This window comes from Lishizhenia sp. (assembly GCF_057456495.1).
The window spans coordinates 1-23,963 of the sequence record NZ_JBVCPV010000017.1 but is presented as its reverse complement, the minus strand read 5'-3'; the positions used below and the strand labels follow the sequence as shown (position 1 = coordinate 23,963).

21 protein-coding genes and 1 tRNA gene are annotated in these 23,963 nt (G+C 36.5%); 6 read left to right on the top strand and 16 right to left on the bottom strand.

Translation table 11 applies throughout. The annotated features are described in order from the left end of the window. The first annotated feature begins 7 nt into the window (after positions 1–7). Positions 8–166, top strand: coding sequence for a M15 family metallopeptidase (locus AC22ZQ_RS02405; protein ID WP_413468666.1), 159 nt, complete (start codon positions 8–10; stop codon positions 164–166). Between the two features lie 3 nt (positions 167–169). Here the strand turns inward: AC22ZQ_RS02405 and AC22ZQ_RS02400 are convergent, their stop codons facing one another. The 5 genes from AC22ZQ_RS02400 to AC22ZQ_RS02380 are packed head-to-tail and all read right to left on the bottom strand — an operon-like array spanning position 170 to position 5,627. Beyond that, positions 170–1,384 carry a bifunctional 3,4-dihydroxy-2-butanone-4-phosphate synthase/GTP cyclohydrolase II gene (locus tag AC22ZQ_RS02400; RefSeq protein ID WP_318956974.1) on the bottom strand — a complete coding sequence of 405 codons (1,215 nt, stop codon included), beginning with the start codon at positions 1,382–1,384 and terminating at the stop codon, positions 170–172. 46 nt (positions 1,385–1,430) lie between these two features. Next, a complete protein-coding gene (locus AC22ZQ_RS02395; protein ID WP_318956973.1) occupies positions 1,431–2,609 on the bottom strand; it encodes a glycosyltransferase in 1,179 nt (392 codons plus the stop codon). Then, positions 2,587–3,744 carry a glycosyltransferase gene (locus AC22ZQ_RS02390; RefSeq protein WP_318956972.1) on the bottom strand — a complete coding sequence of 386 codons (1,158 nt, stop codon included), beginning with the start codon at positions 3,742–3,744 and terminating at the stop codon, positions 2,587–2,589. The genes AC22ZQ_RS02395 and AC22ZQ_RS02390 overlap by 23 nt, the downstream gene beginning before the upstream one ends. Further along, the gene (locus AC22ZQ_RS02385) at positions 3,741–5,186 is read right to left on the bottom strand and encodes an LptF/LptG family permease (RefSeq protein ID WP_318956971.1); all 1,446 of its coding nucleotides are present in this window, start codon (positions 5,184–5,186) and stop codon (positions 3,741–3,743) included. Before AC22ZQ_RS02385 ends, AC22ZQ_RS02390 begins: the two co-directional genes overlap by 4 nt. Positions 5,187–5,237: 51 nt before the next feature. After that, entirely contained in the window at positions 5,238–5,627 is a 390-nt protein-coding gene (locus AC22ZQ_RS02380) for an START-like domain-containing protein (protein WP_318956970.1), read from the bottom strand. Positions 5,628–5,699: 72 nt separating this feature from the next. Here AC22ZQ_RS02380 and AC22ZQ_RS02375 point away from each other — a divergent pair, with 72 nt between their 5' ends. The 3 genes from AC22ZQ_RS02375 (at position 5,700) to AC22ZQ_RS02365 (ending at position 7,933) form a co-directional block, all read left to right on the top strand. Beyond that, the gene (locus tag AC22ZQ_RS02375) at positions 5,700–6,449 is read left to right on the top strand and encodes a methyltransferase family protein (protein WP_318956969.1); all 750 of its coding nucleotides are present in this window, start codon (positions 5,700–5,702) and stop codon (positions 6,447–6,449) included. A gap of 165 nt (positions 6,450–6,614) precedes the next feature. Beyond that, a tRNA-Met gene (locus AC22ZQ_RS02370) sits at positions 6,615–6,688 on the top strand. Between the two features lie 63 nt (positions 6,689–6,751). Beyond that, the gene (locus AC22ZQ_RS02365; RefSeq protein WP_318956968.1) at positions 6,752–7,933 is read left to right on the top strand and encodes a CotH kinase family protein; all 1,182 of its coding nucleotides are present in this window, start codon (positions 6,752–6,754) and stop codon (positions 7,931–7,933) included. 45 nt (positions 7,934–7,978) lie between these two features. Here the strand turns inward: AC22ZQ_RS02365 and AC22ZQ_RS02360 are convergent, their stop codons facing one another. From AC22ZQ_RS02360 to AC22ZQ_RS02315, 10 genes are all read right to left on the bottom strand, one after another. Next, positions 7,979–8,314 (bottom strand): heavy-metal-associated domain-containing protein, encoded by a 336-nt coding sequence (locus AC22ZQ_RS02360; RefSeq protein ID WP_318956967.1) that lies wholly within the window; start codon positions 8,312–8,314, stop codon positions 7,979–7,981. Beyond that, entirely contained in the window at positions 8,314–9,402 is a 1,089-nt protein-coding gene (locus tag AC22ZQ_RS02355) for a cytochrome-c peroxidase (RefSeq protein WP_318956966.1), read from the bottom strand. The genes AC22ZQ_RS02360 and AC22ZQ_RS02355 overlap by 1 nt, the downstream gene beginning before the upstream one ends. Before the next feature lies 1 nt (position 9,403). After that, complete coding sequence (locus AC22ZQ_RS02350; RefSeq protein ID WP_318956965.1) at positions 9,404–10,363, bottom strand: MbnP family protein; 960 nt, start codon at positions 10,361–10,363, stop codon at positions 9,404–9,406. 129 nt (positions 10,364–10,492) lie between these two features. Beyond that, positions 10,493–10,945 carry a hypothetical protein gene (locus AC22ZQ_RS02345; protein WP_318956964.1) on the bottom strand — a complete coding sequence of 151 codons (453 nt, stop codon included), beginning with the start codon at positions 10,943–10,945 and terminating at the stop codon, positions 10,493–10,495. Between the two features lie 123 nt (positions 10,946–11,068). Next, a complete protein-coding gene (locus AC22ZQ_RS02340) occupies positions 11,069–12,262 on the bottom strand; it encodes an efflux RND transporter periplasmic adaptor subunit (protein WP_318956963.1) in 1,194 nt (397 codons plus the stop codon). Positions 12,263–12,266: 4 nt separating this feature from the next. After that, a complete protein-coding gene (locus AC22ZQ_RS02335; protein ID WP_318956962.1) occupies positions 12,267–16,610 on the bottom strand; it encodes a CusA/CzcA family heavy metal efflux RND transporter in 4,344 nt (1,447 codons plus the stop codon). Between the two features lie 57 nt (positions 16,611–16,667). Further along, a complete protein-coding gene (locus AC22ZQ_RS02330) occupies positions 16,668–17,123 on the bottom strand; it encodes a hypothetical protein (RefSeq protein ID WP_318956961.1) in 456 nt (151 codons plus the stop codon). Positions 17,124–17,180: 57 nt separating this feature from the next. After that, a complete protein-coding gene (locus tag AC22ZQ_RS02325; protein WP_318956960.1) occupies positions 17,181–17,723 on the bottom strand; it encodes an RsmD family RNA methyltransferase in 543 nt (180 codons plus the stop codon). Then, a complete protein-coding gene (locus AC22ZQ_RS02320) occupies positions 17,714–18,472 on the bottom strand; it encodes a DUF3822 family protein (protein WP_318956959.1) in 759 nt (252 codons plus the stop codon). Before AC22ZQ_RS02320 ends, AC22ZQ_RS02325 begins: the two co-directional genes overlap by 10 nt. A 3-nt stretch (positions 18,473–18,475) precedes the next feature. Next, complete coding sequence (locus tag AC22ZQ_RS02315; protein WP_318956958.1) at positions 18,476–19,378, bottom strand: hypothetical protein; 903 nt, start codon at positions 19,376–19,378, stop codon at positions 18,476–18,478. A gap of 161 nt (positions 19,379–19,539) precedes the next feature. On the opposite strand from AC22ZQ_RS02315, the gene AC22ZQ_RS02310 reads away from it, so the two are divergent. Next, positions 19,540–20,964: an ATP-dependent DNA helicase gene (locus AC22ZQ_RS02310; RefSeq protein ID WP_318956957.1), complete on the top strand. Its 1,425-nt coding sequence runs from the start codon at positions 19,540–19,542 to the stop codon at positions 20,962–20,964. Here AC22ZQ_RS02310 and AC22ZQ_RS02305 read toward each other — a convergent pair. Continuing rightward, positions 20,961–23,189, bottom strand: a complete 2,229-nt coding sequence (locus AC22ZQ_RS02305; protein ID WP_318956956.1) for a hypothetical protein — start codon at positions 23,187–23,189, stop codon at positions 20,961–20,963. The genes AC22ZQ_RS02310 and AC22ZQ_RS02305 overlap by 4 nt on opposite strands. Before the next feature lie 113 nt (positions 23,190–23,302). On the opposite strand from AC22ZQ_RS02305, the gene AC22ZQ_RS02300 reads away from it, so the two are divergent. Further along, complete coding sequence (locus AC22ZQ_RS02300) at positions 23,303–23,827, top strand: hypothetical protein (protein ID WP_318956955.1); 525 nt, start codon at positions 23,303–23,305, stop codon at positions 23,825–23,827. Positions 23,828–23,963: the final 136 nt, after the last annotated feature.

Sequence of the window (23,963 nt, the reverse complement as noted above, 5' to 3'; positions counted from 1 at the left end):
AGAGTTTCTGAAAGTTGGAGCAATTTCTGACAAACAATTGCAGAATAGGTTGTTGCTCAGAAGAATGATGCGTTATGGAGGTTATACTGTGTTAAGTACCGAATGGTGGCACTTTAATGGCCTCAGCCGCGATGCAGCCAAGGCCAAATATAAAGCTATAGAGTAAGTCTTATTTCTCTAGTTTTAGAGAGTGACCTAATTTGTCTCTTTTCGTTTTTAAGTACAATTCGTTGTGAATGTTACTCTTGATCTCTAAAGGAACATTTTCCACGATTTCTAATCCGTATCCAATCAATCCTGTTCTTTTCTTAGGGTTGTTAGACATCAAACGCATTTTACGAACGTTCAAGTCTCTTAAAATTTGAGCTCCAATTCCGTAATCTCTTTGGTCTGATTTGAACCCTAATTTATGGTTGGCTTCAACAGTGTCTAAACCTTCTTCTTGCAATTTGTATGCACGAAGCTTGTTCATTAATCCTATACCACGTCCTTCTTGGTTCATGTATACAATCACACCTTTTCCTTCTTCGTTGATTTGTTCCATGGCAGCATCTAATTGCGGACCACAGTCACAACGACAAGAACCAAAGATATCTCCTGTTATACAAGAGGAGTGTACACGAACTAGTACAGGTTCGTCTTCTGTCCATTCACCTTTTACTAAAGCCAAATGTTCTTCACCTGTGTTTTTGTTGACGTATGCGTATAAATCAAAGTCACCCAATTTGGTAGGCATTTTAACAGATACCTCACGCGTAATTAAAGTTTCTTTTTGAATTCTATATTTGATAAGATCCTCAATAGAAATGATTTTAAGGTCGTGTTTTTTGGCAATTTCCATCAACTGTGGAAGTCGGGCCATAGTACCATCCTCATTTAAAATTTCTACGATAACACCTGCTGGTTCGAATCCTGCCAAACGGCTAATGTCAACAGCAGCTTCAGTATGCCCAGCTCTTCTCAAAACTCCACCTTTTTTGGCTCTAAGCGGGAAGATGTGTCCTGGTTTACCTAGCTCAGAAGGATCAATATTTGGATCAATTAATGCTTTAACTGTTTTCGATCTGTCACTGGCACTAATACCTGTTGTACAACCGTGACCGTTTAAATCAACAGAAACAGTAAATGCAGTTTCGTATGCAGCAGAGTTAGTTTTTACCATTAAGTCCAAACCTAACTCGTCACACTTTTCTTCTAATAATGGAGCACAGATTAAACCTCTACCTTCAGTTGCCATAAAGTTGATGACTTCTGGAGTACAATTACGAGCAGCGGTTAAGAAGTCACCCTCGTTCTCTCTATCCTCATCATCTACAACTATAATTACCTTTCCAGCTTTAATATCTTCTAAAGCTTCTTCAATTGTATTGAGTTTGTTTTCCATTTTTCTCTAAATCTTCTGCAAAGTTAACAACTTTAGTTGGTTTAGTTTATGTATTCATGAGGTCAATAAGACGCATGGATGACGAATGCCAATTAAAATTGTCGTTTACAAAGGCCTTTGCATTCCTTTGTATGTGTGTATATAACTCTTTATTTTCAAGGAGATTTTGAATAGCCTCCACAAATTCTTCTTTTGTATTTGCGATTAAAATCGACTCTTTATCTGTTGCACCCAGGGCATTGTTTGCCAAAGTTGTGGTGATACAAGGTAGCCCCATAGCCATTGCTTCTAGCAATTTGTTTTGAAGTCCAGTACCAATAAACATAGGAGCTACAAATATTTTGGCTGAAGCATAAGCGCTGCGTATATCATCTACCCAACCGGTGATTTCTATATTTTTATTCTTTAAACCTTTTAATTCATTTGCCGGGTTTGCACCACTTATTTGAAGTTGTAGTTCAGGAAGTGCAGGCATTATGTTTTGCCCTAAATACAGACACGCTTCAATGTTGGGAGGGTAGCTTAAGTTTCCCGTGAACACTAAATCTTTGCGGACTTCTTGTTCTTGTTCATAATTGAAAAAGGCTGGAGAAACACCATTGGGTATAATGGCGATTTTATTTCTGTCCTTATGAAAGATCATTTCCCTGTCTTGAGCAGTAATTATCGTGTGGTGCTCAAAATAATCAAATATTTTGTGCTCGTAATTTCTTAAACGTTGGTATTCAGCTTTAAAGAAGGGACGTTTGTACCAAGGAGCTAACGCAATTCTACGATGTATTCCCTTGCTTAAAGCATCCATATAGTCTATGGTTTTCGGACAAGCGTGGTAGTTTTTAACATACTCAGCCGGCCTTACTAACTGACAGTAGATATGATCTGGAACAATCTCTTTTAACAATTGATTGACCTGTCTTTTAATACCATAGTTAGTAAAATACCCAACCTGGAATGGTTTGTTGGTAAGCAGTTGCAGAGCTGTACCCAATAATTTTTGAAATTTGTTGAGTCTGAAAATATGCAGCGATTTGCAGTATTTTTTTACTTCACCTTTCCATTCCTCTTTCAACTCAATTTCAGAAAGAGCAATAAGATGTATATCGTAAACTTTGGAAAGTTCTATGATTTGATAAAAGGCACGTAATTTATCTCCTTTCTCCAGAGGAAAAGGAAAACGTGAGGTTAAAACAACAAGTTTCTTTTTATGTTTTGCTGATGAATTCAAGGAGTTTCTTCGCTTCTTTGTCTTGTGCAAAATTATCATTTAGAAACTGTTTCCCACCTAAACCTAGTGCTTTTCTTGATTTTTCATTTTTTTTCAATTCAAGCATGGCTTGGAAGAAGGTTTCTTCATTTTCGGTCAACGCAACATTTTCGCCATTCTTAAGTGCTAGACCACGTATACCTTCTAGTGTTGAAACAGTTGGTTTTCCGTGTTTTAAGCTTTCTAGAACTTTCATTTTAACACCTCCTCCAGTTTGAAGTGGTACCAAAGCAATTCCATGCGCAGCGATAAAGGCATCTGCATCTTCCACTTCTCCGTGGTTGTGCACATAGGGGTATTCTGAAAATAAATTTTTAGATAAATTCTTTCCGGCAATATGAATTTGAAAGTCGTGACTTTTATCTTGTAAGACCTTTTCAAGTAACCAATGAACGGCTTCTTTGTTGGGTGCCCAATCGAAGGCTCCTAAGAAGTAAAAGTCGTTTTGAGTGTAGTCAGGACAGGTATGATTCGTCTGTAAACTCGTATGAACAACTGCTGTATTGGGGTGAAATGTATTGAACCAACTCTCGTCTTTTTCTGAAATACTTAGCACACCATCCACTTTGCGTAACTCTTTTTCCTCGTAGTTTTTGAGTTGTTTACTTAAGTGTTGCGTGTAGATCTTTTTTAAAGGGTTGTTTTCACTTTTAGCTCTATCTTCCCATAGTTTCCACTCAACATTATGAGTACGAACAAATACCTTTTGTTTATCAAAAACATGTAAATAGGGCAGGAGGTAAATACTCTCCATAATTACAGTGTCTATTTCGTGTTCTTCCAAAAGATCCTTCAGTGTGCTTACTACACTTTCGTCGTAAAATCGTTGAACATTATAAGGTACATAAGCAAAATAATTTTTCAATAATTGAAAAGCTTTGATTTGCGTATTAATTTCCTGAAAATAAGTTAATCGATTTTCTTTCTTTGGATAAGCTTTGGATGAGAAAGGATGCTTGTGTGTGGCGAGTGTAAAATGCGTCACTTCTAAATCCTCACCGATAAGGTCCAGTAAGTCGGCCGTGTTTTTCATAGCAACACATCCTCCGTCTATAACCGGGTATATGGGTTTGTTTGTGAAGTGAAGTGTTTTCATTTCTTACGAGACAAACGTTTTTGCCATGCTTTGACGTCTATTGGAGACCTGTCATTCGCGGCAGAGATCATTAAAAATATTGCAAAAGGAGCAAGAATGAAACTTGGGCCCCACATACCCCAGAAAGGAGATACTACAAAGCTTTCTGCCATTCCTTCACCTACACTGATTAAAACAAAATAGATCATAAAGAGCAATACAGCAATCACTACAGGTGCTCCAAAACCTCCTTTTTTCACAATAGCTCCCAAAGGTGCTCCAATGAAAAAGAGTACGATGATGGTAAAGCTAAGTGCAAACTTTCTATGAAATTCAATTTTAAATCTTCTTAAGTTATTGTGTTTAGCATCTTCAAAATCTAGCTGACCATTAAGTTTTCTTTGCTTTTCTCTTATTCGAGTAAGTGCCGTTTTATAGGCTTTTGCCAAATCTTCGTCGGTTAACTCTTCTAAATTGATGTGCACACTATCTTGATTTAAGAAGCTACTGTCTGCATCCTCTTTTTCTGCGCTTTGAGCAGGTAAAAAATCTATACTTTGATAATATTGTAAATCTCCGCGAACTCTCTTTTCAAAGTTATCGGAAACATTTTTGTAATCTGTTTTTAAGGAGTCTAAAAGATGATTGATTTGAAATACGTTGAGCATCTCATATTCATTGGTGAAGCGTTCGTCTTCCGATCTATCTACGGTGAAACCACTCATGTTCATTTTATACGTTGCCGTGGTAAACTTTGATTTCCTTCCCGCTCTGTACGCTTTTCCTATTTCACTTTTCTTGCGTCCGTTTCTTTCCGAAAGTTCTTCGATAACTGTACCGTTATCTAATTTTAAGAAAAGTACATCTCCCTTTTTAGATTTGAAAAACTCTCCCTTTTCTGCCGTAATGGTTTTTAAAACCTTCTCGTCTGTATGATCGTGTATGGTAATACCTGTAACTTTGTTATCGGTTTTTTCAACTACACGTATGCTAAAACCATCGATGTCATCTGTGTATGAGCCTGGTTTTAAGAAACTAGTCAGCTTTGTTTGCTGTATATCCCAGATAATGGAATGCCACTTTAAATTCGCAACAGGTATTACATAATTGGCAAAATAAAAGGTTCCTATAGCTAATAGAATAACAACAAAGGTCAAAGGCCTTAGTATGCGGTATAAAGATAAGCCGCTTGCTTTTAATGCTGTTAATTCGTTTTTCTCCCCTAAATTTCCAAGGGTAATAATGGAAGCTAGTAGTATGGCCAAGGGCAGTGCGAGTGGCAGTAGGCTGGCAGATACGTAAAAAAGTAATTCTAAAATGATTACCGTATCTAATCCTTTTCCCAGTAAATCATCGATGTATTTCCATAAAAACTGCATGAGTAGCATGAACATGGAAATAAGAAAGGTCGCCAGAAGGGGACCTCCAAATGATTTTATAGAAAAAATACTTAGCCTATTCACAAGCAATTTTTAGAGTTGCGAATGTATACGAAAAAAATGAAAATCTATTGTCTAAGCTCCAAGAACTCTTTTTAGATCGCCAATAGCGTTCTCCCAAAGGTCTTGTATCTCTTCCATTTCATCTTCATATGCAAAACCTGTTACCCAAAGAACAATCTCTTTGGTCATGCCGTCTACCTTGAATTTCAATTCGATATAAGTGTTCAGTCCTTCTTCTTCGTCTTCTAACCATCTAAATTTGATAGATTCGTTAGGTCTTTTTGTTAAAAGTCGGGCTTGTTCTTCTGAACCATCCCATATAAATGTGTATATATCTTCTTTGATGTTAACGTCATCTGCAAACCACTCGCTTAGTCCGCTTGGGGTCATTAACATGTTGTTTAATACCTTGGGTGATGTTTTTAGCAAATACTCTTGTTCGAATTTAATTTTATCCGACATAATTGGTTTAAGTTTTAATTATTTAACTTCGCGGCTGGAAATTAATTGCTTGAAATATACAAAAACTTTTAAATGGCACTAGTACACTCTTTTGAAAAATCTGGAAATTTTTTATTTCGCTACAGAGGTCAAATCCCAACAATATTGTTCCTTTTGGCGATACCTGTAGTTTATTTTACGAACTATGATTGCTTTGAAAAAGAGGGATGGTACTATACTGCATTGTTAGTTGTTTCTGTAGTCCTATCGTTGTTAGGACAAATTATTAGAGCTATCGCAATTGGTACAAGTAACAAGAATACATCGGGTAGAAATACGAAACAGCAAGTTGCTGAAGCCTTGAATACAAAAGGAATTTACTCTACAATGCGTCACCCACTTTATGTTGGTAATTACTTTATGTGGATAGGTATTGTGGCTTATACAGGTAACATTTGGTTTGTTGTATTGGTATCTTTAGCATTTTGGTTGTACTACGAAAGAATCATGTTTGCTGAAGAAAGGTTTTTGGAAAGAAAGTTTGGAGAAGATTACGTGAACTGGTCTTTGAAAGTACCTGCATTTATTCCAAGTTTTAAGAACTACGAGGAGAACGATATTAAATTCTCAATGAAAACAATATTAAGAAGAGAGTATAGTGGGGTAACCGCTACGATGCTTGGGTTTGTATTTGTTGATTTCTTTAGAGATTGGTTTACTACAGGTAAAATAGAATTCAGGTTGTACTACCTGGTTGTTTTGGTTGTTGCGTTTAGTATCACTTTGATTTTACGTACGCTTAAACACCACACAAAGGTGTTACACGAAGATGATAGATCTTAATGGAAAAAGTTTAAAAAATATTTTTCTTATACCATATTGAAAAGTAGAAGGTTAGGGAGGTGAGTAGAAAAAGCTTGAAAAAAAACTTTAAAAAAGTTTAGTTTTTCCATAAAAGTAAATTATATTTGCACCCGATTTAAGAACAACGGTTCTGAAGAAAAATAAGGCGTGGTAGCTCAGTTGGTTAGAGCGCAGGATTCATAACCCTGAGGTCGGGAGTTCAAATCTCCCTCACGCCACTGGAGAGAAAAAAGGCTTACAAATTTGTAAGCCTTTTTTTTGTGTTAATTTTACACCTAACCATGAACCACTTTTATTTCATAATACTGACCTTACTTCTGTTTTCATGTACAAGTAAGTATCAAAAGGTAAAACCTCTTCCACATATCGTTATTGATATGCCGCAAGGTGTTGGCTGGGAAGAAAAGGATAGTTGTTCTATTCTTTATATTAGCTCAAATTTCGACACGCTTCATCTGAAAGGTGGAATTAAATGCCGTGGTGGATTATCTAGTGCCTACGGCAAACATAATTACAGTTTAGAGCTTAACGATAAATTCGAACTTTGTGGTTTACCAAAAGAAGATGATTGGATTCTTCACGCCAATTACATAGACAAAACTTTTATGCGTCATAAATTGTCTTATGATTTATTTAGACAGATGTCTGTAAACAATATAGCTCCACAAAGTACCTTTTTAACTGTCAGCTATAATGGGGAGTTTCACGGACTTTATACAGCTATTCAACGTGTAAATAGAAGTTTGATAGGAGCTAAAAAGGGAGATACATGTGCGTTTTTATTTAAAGAACCTGAGGTTTTTTATAATCATCAAAACGATAGTATTGTGCGTACCGGGAATTACAATTTTCAAAAATATCCCAAATTTCATAAAGCAAATAAAAATGTTCTGTTAGATGAATTGAATCATTTTCTATTTCATTCTTCTGCTGAGGTATTCATCCAAAACATCGATAAATATTTTGACTTAAATAATTTGATGGATTGGCATCTACTGTTGTTGGTGACCAATAATAGTGATGGGATAATGAAGAATTTCTATTGTTATGGATTAAATGATGGTTTGGGGGTAAGAATTGTTCCTTGGGATTATGATCACTCTTTCGGAAGAGATGGTAATGGTGATAGAAATGACCTTGATAGAAATGCTGATCCAGAACGCGCTATTGTTATAAAACGATTAATGAGTATAGGGGGAGATAATACGTATGTTCATCAACTGGAGAAGAGGTATAAAGCATTGCGTTCTAGTGGTGTTTTTTCCAGTGAAAACTTAACTAAAAAGGTGAAGGTTATGGAAAAGCAAATTCGTCCGTATATACAATCTAACTTTGAGCGTTGGCCAGTAGACGGTGCGTATTATATCGATTCTAATGATTTTGAGATGGAATTGGCTATTCTTTTAGATTATTTTCCGAAGTGTTTTAAAATGCTTGATGAACGATTTGGGTATCAACCATAAAAAAAAGCCCCGTTTTCACGAGGCTTTTTATGTCTTATCAACTTTTTAATCTTTATAATGACAGCATTTAGGTAGCTTTTGGTAAGCTTCCATGTTCGCTTCATGGTTTTCAGTTGCGTAACCGCTGTTGGCAATACATTGGTTTATTTCATCTAAACTCACTTGAGTAGAGTCATATTTAACCATCATTTGCTTGGTGTCTTTATTCCATTCGGCAAAACTTACACCTTCAACTTTGTTTACTGATCCTTCAATGGTACTCTTACACATGTTACAGTTTCCCTGTACATTAAAGTTTGCTTCAACTTCAGCTGTTTTAGTGTTTTGACAACTCATGAGTACTAAACTGACTACTCCTAAAACTTGGATTGCTTTTTTCATTAATGTGGATTTTTATATTCTGGGTTATTTAAAAATGTATCATCGGTTAAAGTTTTCAAGAAGTTGATCAAGTCTTGCTTTTCTTGAGCATCCAGCATAAGTCCTGTTGAAGTTGTTCCCAACAAGGCTGGGTTTACTGTACTGGAATTCTTAACTCCTTCATTGTAATGATCAATCACTTCTTCCAAAGTGTTGAATCGACCATCGTGCATGTAGGGTGGAGTAACCGCAATATTTCGTAAAGAAGTTACTTTAAACTTGGCTCTGTCAGCCGGGTCATTCGTAGCGTTCTCACGTCCGAAGTCTTCAAAATCTGCATCTGTATCTAAACCGTTGTTCATATACAAATCATTTTCAAAGTTATTTCCTGAATGACAGTGCGCACAATCTGCACCTGAATCGTCAGGGAAGAATTCGTTGTACTCTTGGAAAAAGAGTTTTCTACCTCTTTCTTCACTTGGTGTAAGTGTTACTTTTCCAGCTAAAAATCGGTCGTATTTTGAATCTTCTGAAATAATAGAATTCATAAAGTTTTCCAAGGCCAATGAGATGTTGGTAGCATTAATTTCACCGTTTTCAAAAGCACGCGTAAATTGGTCTACATATTCTTGGTCATTTTTCAACTTGCTTACAACATTCTCCAAACTTTCGTCCATTTCTAAATGATCTTGAATGGGTAAAAGCGATTGATCGCGCAAAAGATCTGCTCTACCATCCCAAAAGAACTGGTTGGTGTTGTATGCCATATTAAAAATAGCCATGGCTTGTCTTTTCCCTACACTATTATCTACACCAAAAGAAAATTGGTTGGTGTCTGAAAAAGCATTGGCTTGGTTATGACAACTTGCACAGTTCACAGAGCCATCGCGAGAAAGTTTGTTTTCGTAAAACAACATCCTACCTAACTTTACTTTTTCTACCGTTAAGGGATTGTCTGTGGCAACAATGAAATTTGGTAATGTATTGTTTTTAAAATTTACTGTGTAGGCCTTAGGGTTGTATTCAACCACTTTATCATCCTCTTTTTTACAAGATGCAAACAATAAAACTCCACCAAGACAAGCGATCAAAATTTGATTTACTTTCATCTTAGTATATAAGTTTTCTTGTTGTTAATACTCCGTCAATATCCAATACTTTAATGAAGTAAACCCCTTTGTCTTTCAATTGAATCTGTGTTTCTTTTTGGTTTTCAAGGTTTACCTCAGAGATGATTTGCCCTTTGGCATCATAAACATAGAGTGTTGAAATTTCTTTCGTTGCAGTGATGTTTACATTTCCATTTGTACTCGGGTTAGGGAAAACAACCAATTCTGTAGCTGGAGTAGTAACATCTTCAGTAGAGGCTATAGCGGTAGGGTAAAAGACGCTATTACTAAAGTTTTGAAGTACTTTCTTCGCTTCTCCGTTATCACCGTGAGAGATTAATCCTTGTGATACGTATAGACCGTTTAAGGCAGATTTGTAATCGGCATTGATTTCAAAAGTTTCAACTCCGTTAATTGTTGTAGTGGCAGTCATCAAATCTTGTGTTTCAAAATAATTTGCATCACCTAATCCGTGGAATTGCCATAATTGAGAAAAGTTCGTTCCGGCAACACCTTCAAAAGCAACGAATCTATATCCTGCAGCCCATCCCCAGTGCATTGATGGGTTGTGCGGTGCTAGAGGGTGACCTTGTGGGTATAAAGAAGGGTTTCCACTGTTTACGGGTGAATAAACACCAATGTGAAATTTCACTCCTTCTAAATTAGTAGCATTCACTTCTCCTAATTCAATGGTAGTACTTATTCCGTCTTCTACATTTATTAACGCTACTGTATCATCCGAAATCGCTGTTTCTTGATTACCGTCGTGAATAACAGAAATACGCGTAACATAGTATTGAACTCTAGTTATTTTTATTTCTTCATTATTTCGTGTAAATCCAGGGGTGTTCAATACGGAAGTTTGACCGTCGAAGGTGTGGTGTATTAATAAATTTACGTCTACTTGAGCGTTTGCAAAAGCTGTACAGACTAAGGCGCAAAAAAGTAATAAATTTTTCATGTGTGTGTTTTTGGGTTTGGATATCACTATCCAAAAAATTATAGTTTATAGTTTGGCAAAAAGCCGTTTAATTCAAGAGATTTTATTCTATATGCTAGGGTAGCATAATGTGTTTGATAAGCTTTGTTATCAAATCAGGTAGCAGGCAATTCGTTGATATATTTTTCTGCTGAGAAGAGGAGGGCCATCTATAATTTCTCCACCATCCTTTTGAATGTTTAACGCACTAAGTTCAATCGTTTTAGGAACAATTGGTGCAGTTTGAATGAGGTTTGTTGATAGTTCTTTATTGAATTGTTGATTGTAATCTAAGCCGTTACTTATGTTTTTAAGCTGAGAAGTACAACACAGTACTTGGATACTTGGTTCTTCAGATTGTGAAGTTGAGCAACATGCTGGAGGTTGCTGGCAACAAGACTTTTCGTGCAATTCTTCTTGCTGATGTTTACAACTTTGAAAGCTTAAACTTGTGCTTTCTTGTTGAGAAGTTCTACACAAATTCTCATATACACTCAAGCCTTTTGCCAAAAAGGATCCGGCAAAGAGCAAAGCAACCATGAGTATAGTAAGTAGACTTTTCACGCCATGAAGATAAAGATTCTTTGTGAATATATTCAGGTGATTTTTTGAATGAAAATTGAAATCCTATTTAAAAAAGGAAAGGAGGGACGTGTGTCCCTCCTCAATTTCATTTTTTGGTACGATTTAATGAGAATGTTCGGCTTCTCCTTTCATCAATTCTGCCATCATATAGTAGGCTTTGTTTTGTAAGAAAATTTGCTTTTTTAAATCTTCCGCCAATTCAATTGATGAATATTTCTCGTTGGTATTTATAACTACAACCTCAACCATTTGTAAGTCAAATTCATTTCCTTCATCCTTTAAGATAAATGCATATTTTTTGCCTTTGTCTGTGGTAATGGCCTCATTGGGAAGTGCCATCACAGCAGTGTTGCTTGTGCTTATTTTTCCTTGCACGTACATTCCTGGGAGCATAAAATCTTTCTTATCTATGATGTCGGCATGTATGTGAACTGCCTTAGGGTCTGATTCGAAAGCTTTACCTACACTGAAAATTCTTGCTGTGTACGTTTTGTTTGGAGTTGCTTGAAGTGTGAAACTGATGTTTTGTCCTTCTTTCACTTTGTTAACGTCTTTCTCAAAAACCATTAAATCGGCGTGCACATGATCGTTATTTACTATATCGAACATTTCCTTTGATGGAGAGACAAACTGACCTGTTTTAACAAATACCTTACGGATGTAACCAGAGATTGGACTCAAAACGGGAATAGCCTCATAAATTTTTCCATTTTCAACCTTTTTAGGGTCTATTGATAGGAGTTTTAATTCTGCTTCTAATCCCAAAACTTCACCTTTGGTAGCCTTGTATTCAGCTTCAGTGGCTTGAAATTCCTTTCCAGATGCTACTTGTTCATCGTATAGTTTTTGAGTTCTCTCTAAGCTTTGTGCTAAGAAATTTAGACGACTTTTACTTTGAACATACTGTGTTTGAATTCGAATAATGTTTGGGTGAGTCAAGTAAGCCAGAATTTGGTTTTTCTTGATTTTTTCACCCTCTATCACTTGAATGGTTTTGATGTTGGCACCAATAATTGAAGTAATAGTAGCTTCGTTTTGTGGGGGAACTTGTAAAAAGCCATTTACCTCAACCCAGTTGTTGATGTTCACATATTGTAAACTGTTTGCAATAAGCCCCAATTCTTTGAATTTTGCTTTTGTTAGATGGTACCCCTCCGTTTCATGGTCGTTATGAGGTTCTTTTGCCTCATCGTGAGCATGATTGTGATTGTGGGCTTCTGTTGTATCTGGTTTTGCATCATTTTGACATGCGGTTAAAGCCAAGGTCAATATGAATATGCTATATAATTTTTTCATGGTGTTATTTTTTACCTAATAAATTAGACAGGTGAATAATGGATTGGTTGTAAGCGTTAATGCTTTCCAAGTATTTCACTTTAATGTCTAAAGCGAAATTGATATTTTGGAAATACTCGATGTAGTCAATAGCTCCTTCTTGGTAGCTCAATTGTGCTTTTTCAAGAATGAGTTCTGCCTGCACCAATGCCTTCTCTTCAAAATATTTTAAGTTGTTTTTTTCTTTTTCAACACGTAATATTTCAACTTCAACTTGATTGGTGAGGTCATTTAAGGCATAAGAACTCTTGGTTTTAGCATGATCCAATGCAATGTTTCTTGCTTTAATTTGTGCTTTTTGAGCTCCAAAGAACAATGGAATTGCTACGCCTAATTCAACCGCTTGAAATCTGTCGTTATAACTTGCACTTGGAGTGTTAAAGTAGGGAGAACCTATCATAGAGATGTTGAAGTAGCCCAGGGTGAATGTTGGACTTAACTTCGACTTTTCTACCGCCAATTGCGCTTCAGAGTATTTTACTTGTTCATCTTGTTTTTGTATGCTTGGATGTACTGCTAAACTGTCTTTATTCCAAAGCATCAAATCGAGGATTTGTAGTTGAGGATCAAAACTGTAGTTTGAACTGTCTTGCAGTAAGAAATGAAGTTTGTTCTCTTGAATAGAGATATCCTGAGCATTTATGAATAAGTCATTCTTTACCTGAAGGAGTTGAGTTTCCGCATTTGCTTTTTCAAGTATGTTGCTTCCCTCGAGTTCTAAACGCAGTGTTGCTGCTTTTAAGTTCTTGGTAAATAGGGTGTCTTTTTGTTGAAGGATGTCTTTTACAGCATGTAAGTAACTCAATTCCATCCACGTTTTTCTTACCTCCTCACTAATTCCCAAAGCAACCATTGCTTGGTCATTTTTGGCAATATTCACCTGTGCATTTTTGGCTCTTATATCGCGTAAATAAACATGTGGTAATTCAAAACTTTGTGTAATAGATATACCGTAGTCATTCTGATAACTGTTGATTTGACCATAGTTTACCCCAATATTCGTTTTATTTAAGTTCACCGCTGTTTTAACCAAGGCTTCGTATTGCTGTAAATCCAGTTTACTCATTTGCACCCGTTGGTTGTTCTCTAATGCAATAGAAACTGCTTCATCGGCTTGGGTGATCACTTTTTCTTGTGCCATCAATTGTGGACTCACCAACAAGATAGCAAGTACAGCAACAGCCTTTTTTAATGAGGGATTTGAATTTTTATTTTCCATGATTTTATAGAAGATGGGTAGTACAAAAAGGGTAAGTAATGTGGCCGAGATCATACCGCCAATAACGACTGTGGCTAAAGGTTGTTGGACTTCAGCTCCTGCCGAAGTTGATATGGCCATGGGTAAAAATCCAAGAACGTCTGTAAGGGCAGTTAATAAAATAGGTCGTATTCTACGTTTAGCTCCTTTAGAAATTCTATCTGTTAAGGATAAATCGCTTTCTTCTTCTTTGAGCTCATTCCAACTACTCACCAAAACCAAGCCGTTGAGCACCGCTACACCAAAGAGTACAATAAATCCAACTCCTGCCGAAATACTAAAAGGCATATCTCTTAAGAAGAGTGCTAATATTCCTCCTATACAAGCAAAAGGAATGGCGAAGAATATCATGATACTTTGCGACATGGATTTTAAAGCAAAGAAGATGAGAATTAGTATTAAAGAAAGGGCAATGGGAACCACTAACTTTAATTTGGCTGATGCTCTTTCCAAATTTTCAAAAGCTCCACCATAACGGATAAAATACCCAGGAGGTAGGTCTAATTTTTCATCGAGAATAGATTGGATTTCCTCTACCAAAGAAGCAATATCCCTATCTCGAACATTGATGCCGACATAGGTTCGTCTGTTGGTGTTATCCCTACTAATTTGCATAGGTCCCGGTTGATAGCTTATTTCGGCCAATTCTCTTAGAGGAATTTGAGAATTATTGGGAAGTCGAACATAAAGATTTTTTAAGTCGGTAATACCTGATCTTTTCTCTTCTTGTAATCGAACTACCAAATCAAAACGTCTTTCTCCCTCGAAGATCACACCTGCTTTAGATCCTGCAATGGAACTCTGAACAAGTTTGTTGATGTCTGAAATGTTTAATCCATATTGTGCCAGTTTCCTTCTGTTATAATCAATGGTGATTTGAGGTAAACCAGCTGTGGCTTCAACTTTCATATCCCCCACGCCTTGAACACCTCCAATGAGTTGACCTATTTCTTCAGCTTTTTCGGCCAATATATCCAAGTCTTCACCAAAGAGTTTAATGGCAATGTCTTCACGTACCCCTGTTATCAATTCGTTGAAACGCATTTCTATAGGTTGTGTAAATTCAAAAGCTACTCCAGGTACTTCCGAAATTTTAGCTTTCATTTTTTTAATGAGCTCTGTTTTTGTTGAAGCACTCGTCCATTCATCTTGAGGTTTAAGAATTACGAAACAATCGGCTAAATCCATAGGCATTGGGTCTGTAGGAACATCTGCCACCCCAATTCTACTCAAAACAGTTTTAGCTTCAGGGAAATTCTCTAGAATGATTTTTTCTACCTTGGTCGTAGTTGCTGTCATTTCACTCAAAGAACTTCCAGGAGTTAATATGACATGGTAAGCAATATCTCCTTCATCTAATTGTGGAATGAATTCTCCCCCCATACGAGAGAATAACCATACTACCGAACCTAAAGCAAGCAGTGCAAGCGTTAAAACAAGTTTCCATTTGTGCAAAACCCACTGTAAAGCCGGAGTGTAAATACGTTCTAACCAAAGAATGAATTTATCACCACGCGAAAGTTTATTGCTGCTTGCACCGCGTAAGAACCACGCCGACATCATCGGCACATAGGTTAAACACAGGAGCATAACACCTATCATGGCAAACATAAAAGTATAAGCCATGGGTTTGAACATTTTTCCTTCAACACCCTCTAGGGTAAGAATAGGAATGAAAACGATGAGTATGATCAATTGACCAAAGAAGGCGCTTTTCATCATTTTACTCGATGAAGAAATAGCTGCATCATCTCTTTGTTGTTGGTTGAGTTTTTTATTGAGGAATTTATCGTGTATCATGAACACTGTTCCTTCTACGATAATAACAGCACCGTCTACAATGATTCCAAAATCTATAGCTCCTAAACTCATTAAGTTGGCCCATACATCAAAGTAGTGCATGAGGATAAAGGCAAATAAGAGCGAAAGGGGGATGGTGGAGGCTACAATGAGTCCACCTCTCCAATTACCTAGTAGTATTACCAATACAAAGATCACAATTAATGCACCTTCTATAAGATTACGCGCTAGGGTAGAGGTTGTTGATGAAATCAAATCTGATCTTTCCAAAAAAGGCTTGATATGTACACCTGTTGGAAGAGATTTTTGAATCTCATTTATACGTTCTTGTACGTTGGCAATTACATCGTTAGAATTGGCACCTTTTAACATCAGGATCATTCCTCCTACAGCTTCTCCTTTTCCATCTTTGGTCAGTGCTCCGTAACGAATTGCATTTCCGTATTGAACTTCAGCAACATCTCCAATGGTGATAGGGATGTCGTTTTTTATTTGTACAACTATTTGCTTGATATCTTCCAAGCTTTTTATCAACCCTTCACCTCTGATGAAATTAGCAAAGTGATTTTTCTCTATATAAGCACTACCGGTATTTTCGTTGTTGCGTTCGAGTGCGTCAAAAACTTCTGTAATGCTTATATCCATTGCTCTTAACTCTTCTGGATCAACGGCGATTTCATATTCTTTTACATCTCCTCCAAAGGCGTTAACCTCAACAACTCCGGGTACCATCGCCATTTGTCTACGAATAATCCAGTCTTGGATACTTCTAAGCTCTCTTAAATCGTATTCTTGAGCGTATGCTGCATCTACCTCTAAGGTGTATTGGTAAATCTCTCCAAGTCCTGTAGCTATGGGACCAATATGTGGTTCTCCAAATTGTGCGGGTATTTCAGCCTTTACTTCTACGAGTTTTTCGGAAACCAATTGACGGGGGAGGTAGGTTCCCATGTCGTCTTCGAAAACAAGGGTAACTACAGAAAGACCAAAGCGTGATATGGATCGCACTTCAACGATTCCTGGCAAGTTGGCCATACTCACCTCTATGGGGTAAGTAACGAATTGTTCGATATCTTCGGTTCCTAAATTAGGAGCCTGTGTAATAACCTGTATTTGGTTATTGGTAATGTCTGGTACTGCGTCTAAAGGAACTTTTGTGATGCTCCAAATTCCTGTGACAACCAGCGCAATGGTCATTAGACCAATGATTAATTTATTCTTTACAGAGAAAGAAATTATTTTTTCTATCATGAGAAAAAGTTTAAACGTGTGAATACTCACTCCTTTCTATAGGAGCATTTTCTATGTTTAAACTTTAAGGGGAGGTCCGCGAAGTAAATCTTGTCTCCGTTGAGGAGGGTGGTAGATTTTTGTGGTGTAAAAAAGGTATTGTTTTCCCGTTTTTAAGTCAACTAATGGTATGCTAATTATTAGCGCAAAGGCTATAACTATGGATAGGATGAATATGGGGGCAATTTGATCTGGAGAGGAGAATTCTACTTTTACAGAATCTCCTAAATGTTCGTTTTCCGTGAGGTAACAAAGGATGAGATCAAATATTCCTTCATCATAATGCTCGCCATGCTCTATGAGGGAGCTGTGGCCGTGGTTGTGGTCTAGGTGAGAGGGGTGTTCTCTGTGTTCAAATTTAGCATGTTCAATTTGAATATCACTGTTTTCACACAGCGGCAAGAAACTACCACCTACACCAAATGTGTAGATTAAAACAATTCCTAAAGAAATGTATGTGAGTAGTTTATGCATCCCTACAAAAGTAGAAATTTTTCTAATGGAAAAAAAGAGATTGAATGACTGCTAACTTTAGTCTTCTAATTGAAAGAATGCAAAGTTCACACCTCCATATTTTCTTACAAATTGGAAATGATCGTATTCTTCAAAGTTACATTCTCTACCGTGCTCAATGATTAACACTCCACCAGGATTTAAAAGCTCTCTTTCGAAAACTAATCGGTGTATGTCATCATGAATATCGGCTGCAAAGGGCGGATCTGTAAAAATGATGTCGTATGTATCGTTGGTCTTTTGCAAGAACTTTACCGCATCACTTTTGTACACTTTTACGTCATCGTGTAAGTTGTGCTTTTTTACGAGGTCGAAAATGAACTTCGTACACTTAAAGTTTTGATCAATAGATGTAATAAAACCAGCTTCTCTTGAGGCAAATTCTAACGTGATGTTTCCCGTACCTGCACACAAGTCGAGGATGTTTAAATTGATTAAAGAATACTGATTCTCCAACATATTGAACAATCCTTCTTTTGCAAAGTCAGTAGTAGGTCGAGAAGGAAATCCTTTCGGCGCACTAAAACGTTGACTCTTTAATTTACCTCTAATTATACGCACAGCAAATGGTGTTTAATGTATTGATGTTCTTTAATTTCTATCTGAATTTTACTCAATTCTTGTATAGAAGTAAAGGTTTCTTTTAATTCTGTTAAATCAATTTTGGCGTTGAGGGCGCTTAAGCTGATCTCACCGTTTTCTTTACTGATTTCTAATTTTTGTAAAACCAACAAACTGTGGTATACAATATCGTTTACATGGTTGTATTCAAAAGCATTTGAAAATTTGAGTTCTCCATGTACAAAAATATTCAAATAAAAATGTTGATCATTTACTTCTATCTCCACCGTCGGCTTAAAGCTATTGGCTTGGTTCATTCCTCGTAAAAATAAAGTAGCAGCATGTTGTATCACAATGCGCGGGTACTTTACAATGAAAAAGGATTTGATCCATGAAGGAAGGTGGAAAATACTAGAAATTCCTAGTTGGGGAAGCATGTTGTAATCAATCTCATTTTTAGAAAATCCTTCACCAAAGCATAGGGTAAAGGCGTCCGTGTAATTTTTACTATCTATAAGATTGAAGGGCACCAAAGTGTAGGTGTTACTCCAGTAGGCTAAACTCACTTCATCAAAATCTCTTCGAAGGTTATTTGCATGAATAAAGGTGAGGAGTTCAGTTTTGATTTCCTCTTCCACATAGGAGCTGAATTCAAGGTGATAGTGTTCAACAACTTCTTCTGAAGAACGAAGAACCTCAGCAAAATGTGCTGAGGTTCCAGTAATATTTATACAAAGTTGTGTAGACATATCTTATTCCCAAGTACCTGTTAAAGATCCTGTTTTTAAGTTACCAAATCCAATTGTGTCTTTGGTTCCACCTTGGTACTTAGCGATAGGCTCTTCAGCGTATACTCTAAGTACTGGCATCGTATCTTGAACTACGATAGCAGAGTCAATAGCTACCATTGTCCATTCGTATTTTGGTTCAGAAAGAGGAACGTACTTAATATCATCGATATCAAATTCTCCCATGTTAAATCTAGCTCTGTTCGCTTTCATTGATTTGTTACTTAAGAAGCTTTCTTTGAAAGGAATTTCTAAAGTATCTCTTCTAAAGTTATCCAAACCTGGGATGTTCGTTGGGTTGTTGAATTCATACTTCAATCTGTATGCTTCCAATTCTGTCATGTTCTCATCAGAAGGAGGGTTAGCGTTGTACAACAACATTTTTTCCTTCTTCTTCAATTTGTATTGAGGAACTGTTCCTTCAGACTGCAATTTTTCAACTGTTCCTGTTTCAAAGAAGTTCTTCAACTCATCAAAGTTAGAAGCATACCTTCCATTTTGATCTTTAAATGCTTTCTGAATGTCTTTAATCTCAGTTAAAACTTGAACCGTTTGTAATTCAGCAGCTGTTCTTTTTTCATTGTGAACGATAGAGTCATTTACAGATTCTATAGAACTGTAACCGATGTACACAGTTATTGCAGCACATAATGCTGCGATAACGATCACCAAATTTCTCTTTAAAATTCCTGAGCTTAACAATACTGCAAGTACTCCTCCTATAAAAATGTTAGCCGCAGCTACAACGAAAAGTGAATCTTGACCGTTTTTGTCGTTTAATCCGTAGATCAACAAGACCAAACCTAATATTGCAATAATTGCTGCAAGTAAATATTTCTTAAAAATAATGTTTATAGAACCGTTCATTCTTTATGAATTTCATTTATGCCTTACAAAACTACAATTTTTTTAATAGCTCAATATTTCACACAGTAGTTTTTTTGAACCGTTTAATCAATTACCCGGAGAGGCGAGTTTAGATTCGCACAGAAGTAATGGATGAACAGAAAGTTTTTAACTTCGCAATCATGCATTCTAAAACTGATTTTAAAGCAAAGGTAAGTAGGTCGTTTGGTCATCCAATGACCCTTGATCAAGAACGTGCTGTTGATCAGTTAATCGAGTTTACGTATAAGAAATTAGAGAAGGATGTTTTTGTACTTACAGGTTATGCTGGTACGGGAAAAACAAGTGTGATGGCGGCTTATGTGAATGCCTTAAAGTCTGTAACTAAGAAGTTTGCATTGTTGGCTCCGACGGGTAGAGCAGCTAAAGTTTTCGCCAATAAGGCAGGACATAGAGCCTATACCATACATAGTTATATCTATAAAGGAAGCGATGAGATGGAACCAGGGTCAGCTTTTGTTCGACCAAATGATGCTGGTGTTCGGGTAATCATCGTTGATGAGGCGTCAATGATTGCGGAGTCTTCTTTTCAAGAAGGAAGAAATACTTATGTGCAAAACTTGTTACAAGATCTCTTCACATTTGCTTATTCTAATGGTAACGCAAAGATAATATTCGTTGGAGATGAAGGACAGCTACCTCCCGTGGGGTGTAACTTTAGTCCGGCATTGAGCAAGGATTATTTAAAAAGCAATTATTTTCTAGATAATACCTACCATATTCAACTTACCGAAGTATTGCGACAAGCGCAAGATTCTGATATTTTACATAATGCTACTTTGCTGCGTTCTGCAGAAAATGGACGTTACCCAAAATTTGAATTGAGGGGAAAAGCTGATTTGCGAAGAATAAATGGAGAAGAGTTACAAGAAGAGTTAGATAGTGCCATCTCTAATTACGGTATTGAGGATACTATTATGATTACTCGAAGTAACAAACGCGCCAATTTGTTTAATGCTCAAATTAGGAGTAGAATTTTGTGGTATGAAGAAGTATTGGTCGGAGGAGATTATTTGATGATTGTAAAAAACAATTACAAATGGTTACCCAAAGACAACAATATTGGATTCTTGGCCAATGGAGAAATTATTCGGGTAAGAAAGCTGCATAAACTTGAAGAAATGTATGGCTTTTTGTTTGCCCAAGTGAGTGTTGAATTGGTGGATTATCCGGAGATGGATCAGTTGGAAGTTTACCTCAATTTAGAAACCTTAACCTCAGATGCACCTAATCTTTCAAGAGATCGAATGAAAGATTTGTGGGAAGCCTTGGAAATAGACTACAGCTGGGAGAAAAATAAAAAGAAACGCTACGCTCGTATATTAAATGACCCTTATTTCTGTGCACTGCAAGTAAAATATGCTTATGCTATTACTTGCCACAAGTCTCAAGGTGGGCAATGGAGTGCTGTATTCTTAGACCAAGGGTTCTTAAATGAAGAGATGCTGGATAAAGACTTTTTTAATTGGTTGTACACCGGCTTTACCCGAGCATCTGAAAAATTATTTCTCGTGAATTTCCACGATTCCTTCTTTGAGGAAGACTAAAGGTCTTTCAGTTTTACTTCTACCGGACCTACCTTTATTTTTGCCTTCTTAAACATTTTATTGATGCGTTTTACCACTTTTTTAGCATCCTTCGGACTCAAATACATGTTCGCAAGTACAGTCGTTTCTTGTTGCATTTGCTTGGCTAATTGTGCACATCTATAAAGTGTAAGCACATCGTTGTCTGTAAACTTATATTTATCCTTTAAAGCATTGATTTTTTCATTGTTTACACTAAAGTCTGTTAAAACGGGGTCTGTGAAGGATTGAATATTCACCTTGATTCCACGGTTTAAGTCTACATAGATTTCATTGATACGTAAACGCTTGAAGGAAATACTGTCTCTGTGCGCAGGTGTTGGGTATTCATCAAACTCTCTTCCTTGGAAATCCTTTTCAACTGCAGAACCATTCCATTTCCCTATACCTCCGGCAATGAATGCCGTTTCTGTTTTCATTTTCTTGTCTAAGAGGGCTTCAAACAATTCAACCATAGCCATACTGTCTTGTGTGTTGAATAAAGTTCCTTCCAAAGCATAACTTTTCTCCTCAAATAAATCAATGGCTGCAAACTGAAGCTTGCTGGCATATTTCGGTAAAGCATCCATAACCGAGATGTGGACCATGTTATCGTCTGCATCTGTTGAATTATAGTCGTAAGGAATCGTTAATACACGAATTTCTATTGCTTCTGGTTCGGCTGTTTCTGGTATCCAGAATTCTTGGGTGTATAAATCGAAGGTACAAGAGTCTTCAAAGATGTAGAGTCCGTCTTTTACTTCATAAGTGGCCCACTGTCTACCAATGAGTTGAATAGCTTTGGATTTTTTACGCTCCAGGTTACTCAAAAGCTCCATCGCTTTTTCTTTCTCCAGGGTTAATTTTTTGATTTCAGATTTACACTGGTCGTAATATCCATACAAAGCAATAACCTTTTCCTGCATTTCTCTACGCTTATCTCCACCATCAGCAACAGTAGTGTAGTGTTTTCCTTTTTTCTTTTTGGTTTTTGTAGAAATAGTTGTGCTTCCTCTGTAATCACTTACTTTCTTTTCTGTTTTATCAATAGAAAGTGATGTTTTCGCTTTTTCTTTTTCCCAGTAAGCAATCCAGTAATCATATCCTTTTTTCCCGTAAATCATATCGTTTACACGGGCTATATCTCTGCTTAAAGCATTAATGATGCTGTAATAGGTTGCTTTTCCAGAATAACTAGAGTCTGGTGATAAAAAGCGCGTATCTACAGCGCCAAACAAATGGTAACTTAAACCATTTCTTTCTATCACTACTGTAGTTTGTTTCTCGTTGTTGTATCCGTAAACATCTACGTGAATATTGGTAGCCTTGTTTTTTCCACTTGTGTAAATGTTAGTAGCATTAATTCTTCTAGGTTCTATTGTTTTACTTGTTTTACGTCTTCCTTCTAGTCTTTTTTCAATTTGAATTTCGTAAGGAAATAATCCACTTGATTTTGGTAGGGCTGCGTTAAATCTGCTGTTTTCGTCTTTTTCTCTATCCACAAATTCACTAGACGACATGGTTCCGTCTCCAACGGCAATAAGGAAGTTTTGGTAGTTACTAACTTGTCCACCCAGTTGCGTGAAAATCTCATAACTTCTATTGCTAACATAGGTGTTGATGGCTAGTGCAATGGCATTGAGAACCTGTTGTTGCTCGTTAAAATTTAAGAATGACATAGACGAAACCATCGTTACCTTGTTTTTAAAGTTTAGGCTAGGGTCCATTACATTGTCAAACCTCTCGTTGATTACCTTTTTTCCATCTATCGTTTTGAAGGCACTTGAAGGAAGATGACCTCTTAATACTTCCTCGAATTGATGATATTTATGTTCGAGTCCTTTTTTCTCTAATTGCTTAGAACGTTTGGCTTTTAGTAGTTTGTTTAAATCCCACAAAGCCATTTTGTTAGCAGCTTCTGCTAAAATTCCTTTCGGTGCTTTGGCTAAGGTGTAGGTGTCGAACTTTAAGAGCTCGGGCTGACTAATAATAATACTTTCTATACTGTCGAAATTCACTTCACCATTAGGCATTCTAACATCTTCTCCTGTATATATAAGGTATCGACCTATGTTTTGATCGAGTATAGGACTCTTTTTTACGATGTGATAGAAATAAGCTTTTTCTTCTGGAGTAAAGCTTGTCTCTCTTTGGGCAAAACTTGTAGTTGTAATTGCTAGAATGAGAAGGATGTAAATGTATTTCATAGTCAAATTATAAGCGATGCAAATATGCGATTAATATTTAAGAAAGTCTGTGGTAAACGAGCAACGGAATATTTAAAGAATGTTACTATTTTGCACAGCAAAATTATACACCTATGCTCAAAAAAGATTTCTTTATTATTGTTATAAAACTGTTCAGTTTACATGCTTTGTTGATGTTTGGTTTTTCATTTGTACCAGATTTAGTTTATGAATTGATAAATGATAATAGAGATATTGCTTCTATTGGTATGAAATTTACGAGCCTGTTTATAGAACTCCTGTTGTTTGTTCTACTTGTATATTTCAGTCCGCATATTGTAAAATTCCTAAAGTTAGAAGATGGAATAGAAGGTGAAGAGTTTAATTTTAAAGGAATGAGCGCTTCATCCATTATGAAAATTGGAGCTTTCATAATTGGAGGGTATATGCTTATTTCAAGTTTACCTGTTTTAATCAATGAAAGTATAGTACTTTTTAACAATACCTTTTCAACTGAAGAGTTTGATTGGAGGTTTAAGAAACTCTGGGGTATTCAGTTAGTGCGTGTTGTAGGAGGCTATCTATTGATGACAAACTATGATAGGGTAGTTGCTTGGTTTGAAAGGAACTACAGAAAAGTGGAAGGGGAAGAGTTGTAGTATTGGTTGTTTAAAACTCCCCCATAGGCAAATGCTTAAAAGAAAATCCTTTTTCATTGTAGACCGTTTTGAAAAGGTGAGGATAGTAGTTGTACATCTCTTGGTTCATCAATAATAAAGGTACATCGGCAAACGT

Coding starts and splice junctions, on each gene's coding strand:
- AC22ZQ_RS02310 (WP_318956957.1), top strand. CDS start 19,540: ATGCATTCTAAAACTGATTTTAAAGCAAAGGTAAGTAGGTCGTTTGGT.
- AC22ZQ_RS02350 (WP_318956965.1), bottom strand. CDS start 10,363: ATGAAAAATTTATTACTTTTTTGCGCCTTAGTCTGTACAGCTTTTGCA.
- AC22ZQ_RS02380 (WP_318956970.1), bottom strand. CDS start 5,627: ATGTCGGATAAAATTAAATTCGAACAAGAGTATTTGCTAAAAACATCA.
- AC22ZQ_RS02335 (WP_318956962.1), bottom strand. CDS start 16,610: ATGATAGAAAAAATAATTTCTTTCTCTGTAAAGAATAAATTAATCATT.
- AC22ZQ_RS02305 (WP_318956956.1), bottom strand. CDS start 23,189: ATGAAATACATTTACATCCTTCTCATTCTAGCAATTACAACTACAAGT.
- AC22ZQ_RS02400 (WP_318956974.1), bottom strand. CDS start 1,384: ATGGAAAACAAACTCAATACAATTGAAGAAGCTTTAGAAGATATTAAA.
- AC22ZQ_RS02360 (WP_318956967.1), bottom strand. CDS start 8,314: ATGAAAAAAGCAATCCAAGTTTTAGGAGTAGTCAGTTTAGTACTCATG.
- AC22ZQ_RS02330 (WP_318956961.1), bottom strand. CDS start 17,123: ATGCATAAACTACTCACATACATTTCTTTAGGAATTGTTTTAATCTAC.
- AC22ZQ_RS02390 (WP_318956972.1), bottom strand. CDS start 3,744: ATGAAAACACTTCACTTCACAAACAAACCCATATACCCGGTTATAGAC.
- AC22ZQ_RS02355 (WP_318956966.1), bottom strand. CDS start 9,402: ATGAAAGTAAATCAAATTTTGATCGCTTGTCTTGGTGGAGTTTTATTG.
- AC22ZQ_RS02315 (WP_318956958.1), bottom strand. CDS start 19,378: ATGAACGGTTCTATAAACATTATTTTTAAGAAATATTTACTTGCAGCA.
- AC22ZQ_RS02300 (WP_318956955.1), top strand. CDS start 23,303: ATGCTCAAAAAAGATTTCTTTATTATTGTTATAAAACTGTTCAGTTTA.
- AC22ZQ_RS02340 (WP_318956963.1), bottom strand. CDS start 12,262: ATGAAAAAATTATATAGCATATTCATATTGACCTTGGCTTTAACCGCA.
- AC22ZQ_RS02320 (WP_318956959.1), bottom strand. CDS start 18,472: ATGTCTACACAACTTTGTATAAATATTACTGGAACCTCAGCACATTTT.
- AC22ZQ_RS02365 (WP_318956968.1), top strand. CDS start 6,752: ATGAACCACTTTTATTTCATAATACTGACCTTACTTCTGTTTTCATGT.
- AC22ZQ_RS02375 (WP_318956969.1), top strand. CDS start 5,700: ATGGCACTAGTACACTCTTTTGAAAAATCTGGAAATTTTTTATTTCGC.